At 73.9% G+C, this 15,465-nt stretch carries 11 protein-coding genes and 1 pseudogene; 10 read left to right on the forward strand and 2 right to left on the reverse strand.

Annotated features, from left to right (window positions below; genetic code table 11):
• Positions 1–163: 163 nt before the first annotated feature.
• Positions 164–1,687: a M81 family metallopeptidase gene (locus V2J85_RS12205; RefSeq protein ID WP_330821579.1), complete on the reverse strand. Its 1,524-nt coding sequence runs from the start codon at positions 1,685–1,687 to the stop codon at positions 164–166.
• 88 nt (positions 1,688–1,775) lie between these two features.
• Positions 1,776–2,987, reverse strand: coding sequence for an ROK family transcriptional regulator (locus V2J85_RS12210; RefSeq protein ID WP_261954681.1), 1,212 nt, complete (start codon positions 2,985–2,987; stop codon positions 1,776–1,778).
• Between the two features lie 324 nt (positions 2,988–3,311).
• Here V2J85_RS12210 and V2J85_RS12215 point away from each other — a divergent pair, with 324 nt between their 5' ends.
• From V2J85_RS12215 to V2J85_RS12260, 10 genes and pseudogenes are all read left to right on the forward strand, one after another.
• The gene (locus V2J85_RS12215; RefSeq protein WP_261954680.1) at positions 3,312–5,105 is read left to right on the forward strand and encodes a peptide ABC transporter substrate-binding protein; all 1,794 of its coding nucleotides are present in this window, start codon (positions 3,312–3,314) and stop codon (positions 5,103–5,105) included.
• Entirely contained in the window at positions 5,102–6,052 is a 951-nt protein-coding gene (locus tag V2J85_RS12220; RefSeq protein WP_330821580.1) for an ABC transporter permease, read from the forward strand. Before V2J85_RS12215 ends, V2J85_RS12220 begins: the two co-directional genes overlap by 4 nt.
• Positions 6,053–6,089: 37 nt before the next feature.
• Entirely contained in the window at positions 6,090–6,995 is a 906-nt protein-coding gene (locus tag V2J85_RS12225) for an ABC transporter permease (protein ID WP_330821581.1), read from the forward strand.
• Positions 6,992–9,016: an ABC transporter ATP-binding protein gene (locus V2J85_RS12230; protein ID WP_330821582.1), complete on the forward strand. Its 2,025-nt coding sequence runs from the start codon at positions 6,992–6,994 to the stop codon at positions 9,014–9,016. The genes V2J85_RS12225 and V2J85_RS12230 overlap by 4 nt, the downstream gene beginning before the upstream one ends.
• 468 nt (positions 9,017–9,484) lie before the next feature.
• Complete coding sequence (locus tag V2J85_RS12235; protein WP_419836770.1) at positions 9,485–10,702, forward strand: CapA family protein; 1,218 nt, start codon at positions 9,485–9,487, stop codon at positions 10,700–10,702.
• A 68-nt stretch (positions 10,703–10,770) separates the two neighbouring features.
• A pseudogene (locus tag V2J85_RS12240) lies at positions 10,771–11,076 on the forward strand (cytochrome P450); the annotation flags it as partial.
• Positions 11,077–11,126: 50 nt separating this feature from the next.
• The gene (locus V2J85_RS12245; protein WP_261954661.1) at positions 11,127–11,321 is read left to right on the forward strand and encodes a ferredoxin; all 195 of its coding nucleotides are present in this window, start codon (positions 11,127–11,129) and stop codon (positions 11,319–11,321) included.
• Entirely contained in the window at positions 11,318–12,577 is a 1,260-nt protein-coding gene (locus V2J85_RS12250; RefSeq protein WP_330821584.1) for an NAD(P)/FAD-dependent oxidoreductase, read from the forward strand. The genes V2J85_RS12245 and V2J85_RS12250 overlap by 4 nt, the downstream gene beginning before the upstream one ends.
• Before the next feature lie 41 nt (positions 12,578–12,618).
• Positions 12,619–15,081, forward strand: a complete 2,463-nt coding sequence (gene uvrA, locus V2J85_RS12255) for an excinuclease ABC subunit UvrA (RefSeq protein WP_330821585.1) — start codon at positions 12,619–12,621, stop codon at positions 15,079–15,081.
• Positions 15,082–15,163: 82 nt separating this feature from the next.
• Positions 15,164–15,376 carry an EF-hand domain-containing protein gene (locus V2J85_RS12260; protein ID WP_261954658.1) on the forward strand — a complete coding sequence of 71 codons (213 nt, stop codon included), beginning with the start codon at positions 15,164–15,166 and terminating at the stop codon, positions 15,374–15,376.
• Positions 15,377–15,465 lie beyond the last annotated feature (89 nt).

Here is a 15,465-nt window from a genome sequence, read left to right on the forward strand (position 1 = left end):
CGCGACGTTCCGCCGGGTTGGGGCCGGCATGCCCGCTACGTTCCACCGGGGTAGGGCCCGTATGCCCGCGACATTCGCCGGGCTAGGGGCCCTACTCCCGCGCCGGAGTAGGGCCCGTATGCCCGCGACATTCGCCGGGCTAGGGGCCCTACTCCCGCGCCGGTCACAGCAATTGGGGCGTCAGGTCCGGGGCGTCGAAGTCCTCGTCGTCGAACGGGTACAGGGGGCGGCGGATCCTGTGGTGGCCGAGGCGGAGGAGGTCCTGGTCGACGCCGCCGGGGGTGAGGGCGAGGAGCCAGTCGGCGGCCATGGCGTACAACTCCGGTTCCAGGTAGCCGATCTTGACGACCACCAGGTCGTAGTCGAGCGGGTCCAGCGAACCGAAGTCGGCGCGGGTGTGGAACGGGGTGCGCCGCTCGGTCAGGACCACCGTCACCCCGCCACGGGTGACCGCCGCGCGCCGGCCGCCCCCGTCGTACGCCGGATTGCCGCGCCGCGCGCCCGGGGCGGTCCCCGGTTCCTCCAACGCCGTGACCGTGCCGGTCAGTTCGTACGGCGCGGTGTGCGGGCCGGTGCCCGCGCTGAAGCAGCCGCCGACGTGCAGGGTCACCTCGGCGCCCGGCCCGGCGGCGAAGCACGCGGCGACCGCCGCCGGATCGGTGAGCCCCGGGTGCAGCGCGGTGCGCCGGCCGCTCGCCAGGTCCTCGTGCGCCAGCAGCCGGCCGAGCATGTACGCGAGATCGCCGGCTCCGCCCGCGGTGGGGTTGTCGCCGGAATCGCTGATCAGGAACGGCCGGGCGGGCGAGGCCACCGCGCGGGCGATGCAGTCGTCGGCGTCGCCGGTCGGGCCCACGAAGGTGAAGTCCCGGCGGGCGTCCCAGTACGCGCGGGCCAGCGCGCCGGCCTGGTCGAGGGCGAGCCCGGGATCGTCCCCGGTGACCACCACCGCGGCCCGGCAGCGTTCCTCGTCGGCCCAGGCGTACCCGACCCAGAGCGCCGCGTCGACGATCCCGTCGAGTGCCTCCACGGCCGCCAGCCGGCCGTAGAGCGACGCGGCCGGTTCGAGGCGGGTGCTGGTCTTCTCGCCCGGGAGGAGCACCGGGATCTGCACCCAGGCGCGGTGCGGGCGGCCCTTCCCGGAGATCAGCCGCGCGACGAGGTTGCGGGCGGCCCGCTCCCGGGTTTCCCAGGCGTCCTCGTGCGGCGCCATCCGGTGCGCGGTCAGCAGATCGAGGTGCTCGGCGAAGCGGCGCGAGACATTGCCGTGCAGGTCCATGGCGGCCGAGATCAGGGTCGCGGGGCCGGTCGCCGCGCGGACGGCTCCGGTCAGGTCCGCCTCGGCGTCGTCCAGCCCGACGACGCTCATCGCGCCGTGGATGTCGTGGACCAGACCGTCCAGCGGGCCGGATTCCCTTATGCGGTCGGTGAGTTCGGAGCGGATGCGGTCGTAGGTGGCGCGCTCGACCGGGCCGCCGGGCACCGCGACGGCATGCACCAGCGGGACCCACTCGACCGTCCCGGAGAGGTCCCCGTCCGACCGGGTCCAGGTGTAGCGGTCGAGCAGTTCGCGCCCCCGGGTGACGCGGAAGTCGTCGTACGTCGAGCGGTGCGGGCAGAACTGGCTGGACTCGATGGCCATCCCGCCGATGCCGATGCGCAGCGGGCGACCGGTCGTCGCTGGGAGCATGCGGGCTCACTTCCCTGGTGGAGGGGGAGGGGGTCGGGGATCCCTGGAGGGGTTTCGTTTCCGGGAGCGTTCCTCTGGGGTGGGCGTTCTATGACGTGGGGGTTCTCCGGGGTGTGGGTGCTCCCCGAGTGGCGGGGCCTCCCGGGGAGCGGGGCGGGGTGGGTGCTGTCGTGCTCAGTACGGCGTGGCCGGCGCCCAGCAGTCCCGCGTCCGGGCCGCAGACCGCGGTGTCGATGGTGAGTTCGCTGGTGGCCATCGGCAGGCAGCGTTCGTAGAGCATCCCGCGCACCGCGGCGACCAGCGGCTGGGCGCCGGCCAGCGCGCCGCCGAGGACCACCGCCTCGGGGTTGAAGAAGTTCACGACGACGGCGAGCACCGCACCGATGTCCCGGCCGGCCTGCCGCACCAGGGTGGTGGCCCGCGCGTCGCCGTGTTCGACCAGCCGCAGGATGTCGGCCGCGGACTCGGCGTCGATGCCCCGTTCGCGCAGCGCGGCGGCGATCGCGGCGCCGCTCGCCACCGTTTCCAGGCAGCCGATGTTGCCGCAGGAGCAGGGGAGTCGGGCGGATTCGTCCACCCGGACGTGGCTGATGTCGCCGGCCGCACCGTGCGCCCCGCGGTGCAGCCGGCCGTCGCTGATGACGCCGGAGCCGATGCCGCGGCCGGCCTTGACGACGACGAGATGGCGCCGGGCGGGGTGGGCGGCGCGGTGTTCGCCGAGCGCCATCATGTTGGCGTCGTTGTCGAGCAGCACCGGCAGCCCGAGGCGGTCGGCCAGCCGGTCGCGGAGCGGGAACAGGTGCCAGCCGGGCATCCGGGACGGGGCGACGACCCGGGCGCCGTCGGCGTCGACCGGGCCGGGGAAACCGATGCCCACGCCGCGGACCGTCCGCCCGGCCGCCCGCTGCCGTTCGGCCAGCGCGCCCAGCCGCTCGGCAAGGACGTCCAGGGCGGGCCCGGGCCCGGTGGTCAGATCGGTCGCGTGGTCCTCGGCGTCGAGGACGTCGCCGGTCAGGCCCACCGCGCCGGTGCGGATGTGGTGGCTGCCCAGGTCGGCGGCGAGCGCCACCGCGCCCTGCCCGGCGACCCGCAACAGCCGTGGCCGCCGGCCGCCGCGCGAGGCGCCTTCACCGGATTCGGTCAGCAGCCCGGCCTCGACCAGTTCCTGGACCCGGGCGGACACGGTGGACGCGGCGAGCCCGAGCTCACGGACGAGGTCCGCGCGGGAGGTGGCGGAGCCGTTCGCGACGAGGGCGAGGACGTGAGCGGCGGAACCGGGCGGCTCGTCGGGGCTGGTCATGGGCACGCGCCTTTCGCCGGGCGGTCGAGGCAAGGGGAGTGGCCGGCGGTCGGAGCGCGGGTTTCGTACGGAACGGGCTCCGGACTTCCTTCGGCTCGGTTCCTTCGGCTCGGTTCCTTCGGCTCAGTTCTTTCGGTGTCGAAGGAAGTCTCCGTCTCAACTCGCTTCCAGTAGACCGGAGTCGGGCCGGTTTCGCCAGGGTCTTGACTTCTTTTCGCGGCCGTCCGTACGTTGCTCGCACTCTTCCACCGGCCCGACCTTCCCGGAGGCAGCATGGGCCTGTACAGGACTCGAACTCCCGGGCCCCTGAGGCGAGTTGTCCGCGTGGGCCGAGTTGACCCCGTCGGCCGCGGCGGCCGAGTGATCGCCGCGGCCCTGATCGGTGCCGCCGCACTGGTCGGCTGCGGGCCGCCTGGCAACGTTGTCACAGAGCTGGGTGCCACCGGTGGCGTGCCCGTCGAGGGCGGGACCGCCACCATGGCGCTGCCGCCCGCCTCCACCCCCAACTGGATCTTCCCCATCGGCGCCCCCGGCTATCTGGCCTCCTACAACAGCGCCATCCAGGACCTGCTGTTCCTGCGGCTCTATCTCCCCGAGAAGAAGGGCGCCGCGCTGACCCTGGACTCACCCCGCGGCCTCGCCGAAAAACCCCGCTACGGCGAGGGCAACCGCACCGTCACCATCACCCTGAAAAAGGGCTACCGCTGGTCCGACGGGCGCCCCGTCACCACCCGCGACGTGAAATTCTGGTTCGATCTCATCAAGGCTAACAAACAGGAATGGGCGGGATATTCACCGAAGCTGATGCCGGACGACGTCAAGGAATTCAAGGTCCTCGACGACCACACCTTCCGGCTCCGGCTGGACCGCGCCTACAACCCGGTGTGGTTCACCGCCAACGAACTCCAGGACTTCGTGGCCCTCCCCGCACACGCCTGGAACCCGCACCACGAGGACCCCCGGCGGGCCTTCGCCCGGCTGATGCGGCACGCCCGGCAGTTCTCCACGTTCGCCACCGACCCGCTCTGGAAAACCGTCGACGGGCCCTGGCGGATCGCGAAGTGGACCACCTCCGGGCAGGTGGAGCTGATCCCCAACACCCACTACAGCGGGCCGGACAAACCCCATCTCGACCGGGTCGTGCTCAAGCCCTTCACCACCGCCGACTCCGAATTCAACGTACTGCGCGCCGGCGGCGTCGATTACGGCTACCTGCCGCCCTCCGTCATGGCCCAGTCGGCGAAATTCCGGGAGATGGGCTATCGCATCGACCCCTGGGAGGGCTGGGCGATCACCTATATCGTGCTCAATTACCACCACCCCACCGCCGGGCCCCTGCTGCGGCAGACCTATCTGCGCCAGGCGCTCCAGCACCTCATCGACCAGAAGGCGATCTCCCGGGTGATCTGGCACGGCAGCGCCGCGCCCACCCTCGGCCCCGTGCCGGCCGGTCTGCTCGACACCGACCCGTATCCGTACGACCCGAAGCGGGCGAAGGCGCTGCTGGCGGGCCACGGCTGGGCCGCCCGGGGCGGCGTGCTGCGCTGCGTACGGCCCGGGCGCGGCGCCGGCACGTGCGGCGCGGGCATCGAGGACGGGCGCGAGCTGCGGCTCTCGCTGCTCTCCCAGTCCGGCTCGACCGAGACCTCCAACACCATGCAGGTCCTCAAGTCGGAGTTCGGTAAGGCGGGCGTCGCCCTCGACGTCCGGCAGCAGCCGCTGAACACGGTCCTGGGTACCACCGTCCCCTGCAAGACCGGCGACCCGGTCTGCTCCGCCTGGCAGCTCGGCTTCTTCGGTACCCAGGGCAGCTGGTACTTCCCGCCCGACCCCAGCGGGGAGAAGATCTTCGCCAGCAACGCTCCGTCCAACATGGGCAGTTGGGCCGACCCGCGGACCGACGCACTGATCCGGGCCACCGAGTACTCCGACGATCCCGCCGCGCTGCGCGCCTACGGACGCGAGGTCGCCCGCCGCCTCCCGGTCCTGTGGACCCCCAACCCCGCCTACCAGGTCTCCGCCCTCCGCAACGACCTGCGCGGCGTCGAGCAGAACCCCACGCTGTCGCTGACCCCGCAGGACTGGTACTACGTCAAGAAGGGCGGTGCCGGCCGGTGATCGGCTTCCTGGCCAAGCGCCTCGCCCAGGCCCTGGTCGTCCTGCTGCTGGTCTCCGTGATCGTCTTCGTGCTGCTGCACCTGCTCCCCGGCGGCCCGGCCCGCGCCATCCTCGGCGTGCAGGCCACACCGCAGGCCGTCGCGCACTTCAACCACCAGCAGGGATACGACCGTTCACTGCCCCAGCAGTACCTGATGTACCTCGGCCGGCTGCTCACCGGCGACCTGGGGGAGTCCTACAAGCTCAACCAGAGCGTCGGCTCGCTGCTCGCCGAACGGCTGCCCAGGACCGCCCTGCTGGCCGGGCTGTCGCTGGCGCTGGCCGCCGTCCTGGCCGTACCGCTCGGCATCCTGCAGGCGGTGCGCCGCGGCCGCGCCGCCGACCACGTCCTCACCGGCCTGGCCTTCCTCGCCTACGCCACCCCGGTCTTCTTCCTCGGGCTGGTCCTCGTCCTGGTCTTCAGCCAGCAGTTGCCCCTGCTGCCCGCCGAGGCGCCGCAGGCCGACACGGTCGGCGGGATCCTCGCCGAGCCGGCCGGCCTGGTCCTCCCGGTCGTGACCACCGCCCTGGGAATCGTCGCCGCGTTCAGCCGCTATCTGCGCTCCGCGGTCCTCGACAACCTCGGCGAGGACTACGTCCGCACCGCGCGCGCCAAGGGCCAGTCCGGCACCCGGGTGCTGGTCCGGCACGTGCTGCGCAACGCGCTCCTCCCGCTGGTCACCCTCCTCGGCCTCTACCTGCCGACCCTCTTCAGCGGCACCCTCGTCGTCGAGTCGATGTTCAACTACCCGGGCATGGGGCTGCTGTTCTGGAACGCGGCCCAGGGCTCGGACTTCCCCGTGCTGCTCGGCGTGACCCTCGTCGTGGGCGTCGCCACCGTCCTCGGCTCCCTGCTCGCCGACGTCGCCTACGCCGTCCTCGACCCGCGCATCAGGAGCGTGCCGTGACGCCCACCGCCCCCGCCCCGCGCATCAGGAGCGTGCCGTGACCACCACCGCCCCCGCACCGCAGGACGCCGCGCCCGCCGTCCCCGGGCCGGTCCGCCGCGTCCTGACCGGCTTCCGCCGCAACAAGCTCGCCCTGACCGGCGCCCTGATCCTGCTGGCCCTGCTCGCCTTCTGCTTCCTCGGCCCGCTGCTGCACCCCACCGACCAGATCCACACCGACCTCACCCAGGCCAACCGCGCCCCCGGCGCCGGCCACCCGCTCGGCACCACCGACCTCGGCTACGACCTGCTCGGCCGGCTGATGTACGGCGGCCGCACCTCCCTGGAGGTCGGACTGGCGGCCGGGCTGCTCGCCACCCTCGTCGGCACCGTCTACGGCGCGGTCGCGGGCTACTTCGGCGGCTGGCCGGACGCCGTGATGATGCGGGTCACCGACGCCGCGCTCGCCATCCCGGCGCTCTTCCTCCTCGTCGTGGTCGCCACCCTCGTCACCCCCAGCAAGCCCGTCCTCATCCTGGTCATCGCCTCCGTCGCCTGGCTCTCCCCGGCCCGGCTGCTGCGCGGCGAGGCGCTGGCGCTGCGCAGCCGGGACTACGTCCACGCGATGCGGCTGATGGGCGGCGGCGGGACCCGGGCGGTGTTCCGGCACATCCTGCCCAACGCCCTGGGCACCGTCGTCGTCAACGCCACCTTCCAGATCGCCGACGCCATCCTCTACGTCGCCTACCTCTCCTTCCTCGGCCTCTCCCTGCCGCCGCCCGCCGCCGACTGGGGCTCGCTGCTCTCCGCCGGCATCACCTACACGCAGGTCGGCCACTGGTGGCTGATCTTCCCGCCGGGCATCGCGATCGTGCTGGTCGTGGCGGCCTTCAACTTCCTCGGCGACGGGCTGCGGGACGCCTTCGACGTACGGCTCGACACCGGACGGGGCAGCCACCGATGACCGAACCCCTGCTGCGCATCGACGACCTGCACGTGGACATCACCACCCGCGACCGGACCGTGCACGCCCTCGACGGCATCGACCTCGACCTCGCCCCCGGCGAAGCGCTCGGCCTGGTCGGCGAGTCCGGCTGCGGCAAGACCCTCACCGCCCTCTCCGTCCTCGGGCTGCTCCCCGCGGGCGGCCGGATCACCCGCGGACGCATCCTCTTCCACGGCACGGACCTGGCCGCCGCCCCCGAACCCGTCCTGCGCGGCGTCCGCGGCCACACCGTCGGCATGGTCTTCCAGGACCCGCTGACCTCCCTCAACCCCACCATGACCATCGGCGCCCAGGTCGCCGAACCGCTCCGCCTGCACACCCGGCTGACCAGGGCCGAGGCCCGCGCCAAGGCCGAGGAGATGCTCGGCCTGGTCGGCCTGCCCCGCCCCGCCGAGCGGATGACCCACTATCCGCACCAGCTCAGCGGCGGCATGCGGCAGCGCGTCGCGATCGCCATGGCCCTGGTCTGCGAACCGGACCTGCTGATCGCCGACGAGCCCACCACCGCCCTCGACGTCACCACCCAGCACCAGATCCTGGAACTCGTCGACGCACTGCGCGCCCGGCTCGGCATGGCACTGATCCTCGTCACCCACGACCTCGGGGTGATCGCCCGCCGGGTCGACCGGGTCGCGGTGATGTACGGCGGCCGGATCGCCGAACACGCCCCCGTACGGCCGCTGTTCGCCGCCCCGCGGCACCGCTACACCCAGGCCCTCTTCGCCGCCCTCCCGGAACGAGCCCCCGACCCCGCGCGCCCGCTCGCCACCGTCCCCGGCCGCCCGCCGGTCCTCACCACCCGCCCCACCGGCTGCCGCTTCGCGCCCCGCTGCGGCTTCGCCACCGACCTCTGCCGCACCGCCGAACCGGAACTCACCGACGGCCCCGACGGCGGCCGGCCGGCCGACCGCACCGCGCACGCCTTCGCCTGCTTCCACCCGGCCGGCCCGGCCCCCGGCGCCGACCCGGTCGCCGAGATACGTCCGCCCGCCCCCGCCACGGCCCCGCCCCGCGCCGACGCACCGCTGCTCCGCCTCACCGACCTGGCCAAGAGCTACCCGCTGCACGGCGGCCCGTTCGCCCGCCGCCGGGGCGCCGCCGGGATCAGCGCGGTGGCCGGGATCTCGCTCACCGTCCGGCGCGGCGAGACCTTCGGCATCGTCGGCGAGTCCGGCTGCGGCAAATCCACCCTCGGCCGGCTGGCGGTCGGCCTGGAGGCGCCCACCACCGGCACCGTCGAGGTCGCCGGGCGCGACCTGGCCACGCTCCGGGGCGGCGAGCTGCGCGCCCACCGGCGCGAGGTCCAGCTGATGTTCCAGGACTCCGCCGCGGCCATGGACCCCCGGATGCGGGTCGGCGCCGTATTGACCGAACCCCTGGTCATCCAGGGCATCGGCGACCGGGCCGCCCGGCAGCGGCGGATCGCCGGACTCCTGGACGACGTCGGGCTGCCGCGCGGCGCCGTCGACCGCTACCCGCACGAATTCTCCGGCGGCCAGCGCCAGCGCCTCGGGCTGGCCCGCGCCCTCGCGCTCGCCCCCTCCCTCGTGGTCGCCGACGAACCGGTCTCCGCGCTCGACGTCTCCGTCCAGGCGCAGATCCTCAACCTGATGCGCGCGCTGCAACGGGAGAAGGGCCTCAGCTACCTCTTCATCTCGCACGACCTGGCGGTGGTGCGGCACGTCGCGGACCGGGTCGGCGTGATGTACCTCGGCAAACTCGTCGAGACCGGCCCCGCGGAGGCGGTCTTCGACCGCCCGCTCCACCCCTACACGCGCGGGCTGCTGGACACGGTCCGTCCGCCCGACCCCGCCTCCCGCCCCCTCGGCGGCGAGACCCCGTCGGCCGCGGCCCCGCCGTCGGGGTGCCGGTTCCGCACGCGGTGCGCCTTCGCGACGGAGCGATGTGCGGCGGAGCCGCCACTCGTGGGGAGGGGGGCGGGGCACGTCGCCTCCTGCCACTTTCCGCTTCGCGGCTGATCCCCACGTACCTGTCTGCGGCGCCGCGGGTCTTGCTCGCCGTTGCGCCTGCGGCGGGCCAGGTGGTTTGTGGGTGCGGTGACGGGCCTCCGGGGCCGGTTGTGTGGACTGCTGACGCTTTACGTCCACACAACCGGCCCCTCCGGCCCGTCACCTCCCGTGAGAGGGGAAGAAAACGATGGTGGGGGTGCACGTAACGCCCACCAGCGCGCAGCCAACAGACAACGCCCGCCCCCACCGGCCTCTTACCTCCCACTCACGGGAGGGGCTGGACCGGAGGACGAAGTCTGGAGGGCCGGCACCGCACCCGACAAACCAACGCCCGCCGCCAGGCGCAACGGCGAACAACACCCGCGGCGGGACAGACGGCTACGTGCGAGGCGCCGCAAAGCGCAACGGCGAGCAAGACCCGCGGCGGGACAGACGGGTACGTGGGAGGGATAGCAATGGGCATGATATCTGTCGGGTATGGGCAGATATGGGCGGTATGCGGCTATCGGTCGGGCGGGCGTGGCCGGTGTGCTGGCCTGTGCGCTGGCCGCGGGCTGTGGGGCCGGGCGTTCGGTGACGCGGCGCGGCGCCGGTGCGGAGGCGCCCGGCTCGGGGGCGCGGACGGGTGGGGAGGTTCGTCCGTCCGCGCGGGCCCGCGTGGTCGAGCGCGCGGCTCCGCGGTCGTTCACGCTCGTCGCCGCGGGGGACGTGATCCCCACCCACCCCGAGGTGCTGGACACCGCGCAGGAGGACGCGCCCCTCGACGGCTACGGCTACGACTTCCGGCCGATGCTCAAGGGCGTGGCACCGGTCGTCTCCGGGGCCGATGTGGCGCTGTGTCATCTGGACGCGCCGCTCGGGCCGCTCGACGGGCCGTTCACCGGGTACCCCCTCCTCCAGTCGCCGCCGCAGATCGCCACCGCGCTCAAGGCGGCCGGCTACGACTCCTGCGGGATCGCGTCGAATCACGTCCTCGACCAGGGGCTGCCAGGGATCCGCCGGACCCTGGACGCGCTGGACACGGTCGGGCTGCGGCACCCGGGGGCGGCCCGGGACGATGCCGAGGCCGCGCGGCCGGTGCTGCTGCGGGCTCCCGGTGGGGCGCGGGTCGCCCATCTGTCGTACACCGACGGCATCGAGGGCGACGGGCCGCCGGACGACGCGGCCCGGGCGGTGAATCTGCTGGAGGAGAAGACGATCGTGTCCGATGCCCGGGCGGCCCGCCGGGCCGGTGCGGACGTTGTGGTCGTCAGTCCCGCCTGGGGCACCGAGTACCGGACCGCCCCGGACGAGGAGCAGCTCGCGCTGGCCCGGGCGCTCACCGCCGCCGAGACCGACGGCCGGCCCGACATCGACCTGATCGTCGGTACCCATGCGCACACCCCGCAGCCGTACGAGAAGGTCAACGGCGCCTGGGTCGTCTACGGACTCGGCGACCAGGTCTCCGGTGCGATGAGGCAGCCGCGCGGCAACTGGGGCACCCTCGCCCGCTTCCGGTTCGCGCCGCCCGAGCGGCCCGGCGGACGCTGGCGGGTCACCGAGGCCGCCTACGTTCCGCAGCTCGCCGAACAGGGCACCCGGGTCCGGGTGCGGAACCTCGCCCGGACCGGCGCGCACCGCGACGTCCGGGACCGGATCCGCGCGGCGGTGCTGAGCCGGGGCGCCGCCGAGGACGGGCTGACGATGGGGCGGTGAGGCCGCCCTGTCCCCGCACCGTCACCGACGACGCACGCGAGGCCGCGTGACGTGAACTGCGCGGCTACCACGACCGGGTGGCCGCCTTCGCCGCCCTGCTGCTGATCGCCGGGCACGAGACCACCGCCAACATGATCGGGCTGAGCGCCGACCGGCTCGACGTCGCCCGCCCCGATTCCCGGCACCACGTCGCCTTCGGGTACGGCGTCCACCGGTGCCTCGGGCAGGCCCTGGCCCGGGTCGAACTCCAGGTGGTCCTCGGCCGGTTGCTGCGCCGCTTCCCGGCGATGCGGCCCGCGGTTCCGGTCGAGGAGATCCCGTTCCGTACCGACATGTCGATCTATGGCTGCCACGCCTGGCCCGTCACCTGGTAGACCGGCAATCCGTTCCACCCGTAACTCACCCATCCCCACGGAGAATCACCATGAAGATCACCGTCGACGCCGACAAGTGCTGCGCCGCCGGCCAGTGCGTACTGATCGCCCCCGAGGTCTTCGACCAGCGTGACGAGGACGGCGTCGTGGTGCTGCTCGACGCCGAACCGCCGGCCGACCAGCACGACGCGGTCCGCGAGGCCGCCGCCATCTGCCCGGCCGCCGTCATCGAGGTCCAGGCGTGACCACCCGCCCGATAGCCGTCGTCGGCGCCTCCGCGGCCGGCCTCGCCGCGGCCGAGGCGCTGCGCCGCTTCGGCTGGACCGGCCCGCTCGCGCTCATCGGTGACGAGCCCCATCTCCCGTACGACCGGCCGCCGTTGTCCAAACAGCTGCTGCACGGCACCTGGGACCCGGAGCGGCTGCTGCTGCGCACCCAGGAACAGCTCGACCCGCTTGGCCTCGACCTGCGGCTCGGCACCCGGGCCACCGGTCTCGACGTGGCCGCCCGCACCCTCACGCTGGACGACGGCGAACGGCTCGACTGCGCCGGCGTGATCATCGCGACCGGGGTCGCGGCCCGTACGCTGCCCGGCGCCGACGCGCTCACCGGCGTACACACCCTGCGCACCCTCGACGACGCGCTGGCGCTGCGCGGCCGGCTCGCCGGCGGTGGCCGCCGCCTGGTGGTCGTCGGCAACGGCGTGCTGGGATGCGAAGCGGCTGCGGTGGCACGGGAGTTGGGGCACGAGGTGACCCTCGTCGGCCAGGACCCGGTACCCATGGCCGCCGCCGTCGGCACCGCGGTCGGGGAACTTCTCGCCGAGGAGCACCGGGCCCGCGGCGTCACCCTGCGCACCGGCGTCGTGGACGGTTTCGACACCGAGGGCACCACCGTCAGCGCGGTCCGGCTGGCCGATGGGGGAGGGGGAGTCACCCGGCTGGCCGCCGACACCGTGCTGCTCGCCATCGGGTCCACCCCCGCCGTCGGCTGGCTGGGCGACGACCCGGCGCTGGACACCACCGACGGGCTGCGCTGCGATGCGTACTGCGCCGCCGCCCCCGGCATCTACGCCGCCGGTGACGTGGCCCGCTGGGAGCACCCGGTGCACGGGCGCCCGCTGCGCATCGAGCACCGGATGAACGCCACCGAACAGGGCATGGCCGCCGCCCGCAACCTGCTCGCCGAACTGGCCGCGGACGGTGCCGACCCGCAGGAGCGCCGCCCGTTCGCCCCGGTCCCGTACTTCTGGTCGGACCAGTACGACCTCAAGATCCAGGCGTACGGGCCGACCGCGGGGGCCGACCGGGTCGAGACCCCGGTGCTCGACCGGGCCGGGCGCCGCGTCCTCGCGCTCTACGGCCGGGAGGGCCGCGCGGTCGGCGTGCTCGCCGCCGGGCTGCCGCCGCGCCGGATCCGGGCGCTGCGGGCCGTCGTCGCCACCCCGCTGCCCTGGGAGGAGGCCCGCGAGCGCATCGACGCCGCGACGGCCACCGGCTGACGCGTCGCCGCTCACCGCGGACCGTGCCCGATCATGGACGGATGGCCGACTCGTACGTACGGGTGCGCGGCGCCCGTGAGCACAACCTCCGCACCATCGACGTGGACATCCCGAGGGACGCGCTGGTCGCGTTCACCGGGGTGTCCGGATCGGGCAAGTCCTCGCTCGCCTTCGGCACCCTCTACGCCGAGGCCCAGCGCCGCTACTTCGAGTCGGTGGCGCCCTACGCCCGGCGGCTGATCCACCAGGTCGGCGCGCCCAAGGTCGAGGACATCACCGGGCTGCCGCCGGCCGTCGCACTGCAACAGCGGCGCTCCGCGCCCACCTCCCGCTCCTCCGTCGGCACCGTCACCACCCTCTCCAACACCCTGCGGATGCTCTTCTCCCGCGCCGGCGACTACCCGGAGGGCATGACGGAGCGGCTTGATTCCGACGCCTTCTCGCCCAACACCGCGGCCGGCGCCTGCCCCGAATGCCACGGCCTGGGCACCGTCCACCGCGTCACCGAAGAGTCCCTGGTCCCCGACCCCGCACTGTCCGTCCGCGAGGGCGCCATCGCCGCCTGGCCCGGTGCCTGGCAGGGCAAGAACCTCCGCGACATCCTCGCCACCCTCGGCCACGACATCGACCGGCCCTGGCGCGAACTCCCGCAGGCCGACCGCGACTGGATCCTGTTCACCGACGAACAGCCCGTCGTCACCGTCCACCCGGTCCGCGAGGCCGGTCGCATCCAGCGCCCCTACAAGGGCCAGTACATGAGCGCCCGCCGCTACGTGCTGCACACCTTCGCCGACTCCAAGAGCGAGACGCTCAGGCGGCGCGTCCAGGGCTTCATGGTCGCCGAGCCCTGCCCGCGGTGCGCCGGACGGCGGCTGCGCCCCGAGGCGCTCGCCGTCACCTTCGAGGGCCGGGACATCGCCGACCTCGCCGGCCTGCCGCTTGGCGCCCTCGCCGCACTGCTCCGCCCCACCGCCGCCCGCACCGACGACGAGGTCGCCCCGGCGCTCGCCCGCGACCTCGTGGCCCGCATCGAGGTCCTCACCGAACTCGGCCTCGGCTACCTCAGCATGGACCGGCCCGCACCCACCCTGTCCGCGGGCGAGCTCCAGCGGCTGCGGCTCGCCACCCAGCTGCGCTCCGGCCTGTTCGGCGTGGTCTACGTCCTCGACGAGCCGTCCGCCGGACTCCACCCGGCCGACACCGAGGCCCTGCTCACCGTCCTCGGCCGCCTCAAGGACGCCGGGAACACGCTGTTCGTGGTCGAGCACGACATGGACGTGGTGCGGCACGCCGACTGGATCGTGGACATCGGCCCGCGCGCCGGGGAACACGGCGGCCAGGTCCTGCACAGCGGCCCGGTCGCGGCCCTCGCCGACGTCGAGGCCTCCGCCACCCGCCGCTACCTCTTCGCCACCGAACCGCCCCCGCGGCGCACCCCGCGCACCCCCTCCGGGACGCTGACCCTGCGCGGCGTCACCCTGCACAACCTGCGCGGACTGGACGCGGCCTTCCCGCTCGGCGTCTTCACCGCCGTCACCGGAGTCTCCGGATCGGGCAAGTCGACGCTGGTCACCCGGGTCCTCGCGGAGACCGTGGGGGACCACCTCGGTGCCGGCCGGCCCGACGCCGAGGACGGCGCCGACGCCGGGACCGAGGCCGGACCGATGGCCCGCGCCCGGCTCTCCGGCGCCGACGGCCTGGCGGCGATCGACCGGCTGGTCCGGGTGGACCAGAAGCCGATCGGCCGCACCCCGCGCTCCAACCTCGCCACCTACACCGGGCTGTTCGACGCGGTGCGGAAGGTCTTCGCCGCCACCGACGAGGCCCGGGCCCGCGGCTACACCGTCGGACGGTTCTCCTTCAACGTCGCCGCCGGCCGCTGCGAGACCTGCCAGGGCGAGGGCTTCGTCGCGGTGGAACTCCTCTTCCTCCCCGGCACGTACGCGCCGTGCACCGCCTGCCACGGCGCCCGCTACAACCCGGAAACCTTGCAGATCACCCACCGGAACCGCACCATCGCGGACGTCCTCGACATGACCGTGGACACCGCGGCGGACTTCCTCGCCGACGTCCCGTCCGCCGCCCGCAGCCTGCGCACCCTCCAGGACGTCGGCCTCGGCTACCTCCGGCTCGGCCAGCCCGCGACCGAACTGTCCGGCGGCGAGGCCCAGCGCATCAAACTCGCCACCGAACTCCAGCGCACCCGCCGCGGCCACACCCTCTACCTGCTCGACGAGCCCACCACCGGGCTGCACCCGGCCGACACCGAGGTGCTGCTGCGCCAGCTGCACGGCCTGGTCGACGCCGGCCACACCGTCGTGGTCGTCGAGCACGACATGGGCGTGGTCGCCGGCGCCGACCACGTCATCGACCTCGGCCCGGGCGGCGGCGCCGAAGGCGGCCGGATCGTGGCCGAGGGCACCCCCGCCGCGGTCGCCGCCGCCCCGGGCAGCCGCACCGCCCGCTATCTGGCCCGGCGGAGGGGGCACCCGGACCCCTCTTGACGGTCCGCTAATGTACGCAGGTCAGATCACCAGGCAACACCACCGCGCAGCACTGCGCAGCACCACGAAGGGGGCACCTCTCATGGCAGACATCAACGAGGCCAGGGCGACGTTCGACCGGTACGACGCGGACGGCGACGGCCAGGTCACGCCGGACGAGTTCAAGCACGCGATGGCGGAGATGGGCGACCCGTTCGTCACCGGCCCGGTCGCCGAGGCCGTCATCAAGGCCAAGGACACCGACCGGAACGGCACCATGTCCTTCGACGAGTTCTGGCAGGCCCTGCAGGGCTGACGCCCGCACCCGCCGCGGCACGCACACCCCCTTCGCCGCCCGTTCGCCCGCGACCGCGCGCCGTGCCGCCGGCCGCGGGCGAACGGGGT

The organism is Streptomyces bugieae, from assembly GCF_036352915.1.
Lineage (GTDB): Bacteria > Actinomycetota > Actinomycetes > Streptomycetales > Streptomycetaceae > Streptomyces > Streptomyces endophytica.

Coding starts and splice junctions, on each gene's coding strand:
- V2J85_RS12205 (WP_330821579.1), bottom strand. CDS start 1,687: ATGCTCCCAGCGACGACCGGTCGCCCGCTGCGCATCGGCATCGGCGGG.
- V2J85_RS12210 (WP_261954681.1), bottom strand. CDS start 2,987: ATGACCAGCCCCGACGAGCCGCCCGGTTCCGCCGCTCACGTCCTCGCC.
- V2J85_RS12230 (WP_330821582.1), top strand. CDS start 6,992: ATGACCGAACCCCTGCTGCGCATCGACGACCTGCACGTGGACATCACC.
- V2J85_RS12235 (WP_419836770.1), top strand. CDS start 9,485: ATGGGCAGATATGGGCGGTATGCGGCTATCGGTCGGGCGGGCGTGGCC.
- V2J85_RS12245 (WP_261954661.1), top strand. CDS start 11,127: ATGAAGATCACCGTCGACGCCGACAAGTGCTGCGCCGCCGGCCAGTGC.
- uvrA (WP_330821585.1), top strand. CDS start 12,619: ATGGCCGACTCGTACGTACGGGTGCGCGGCGCCCGTGAGCACAACCTC.
- V2J85_RS12260 (WP_261954658.1), top strand. CDS start 15,164: ATGGCAGACATCAACGAGGCCAGGGCGACGTTCGACCGGTACGACGCG.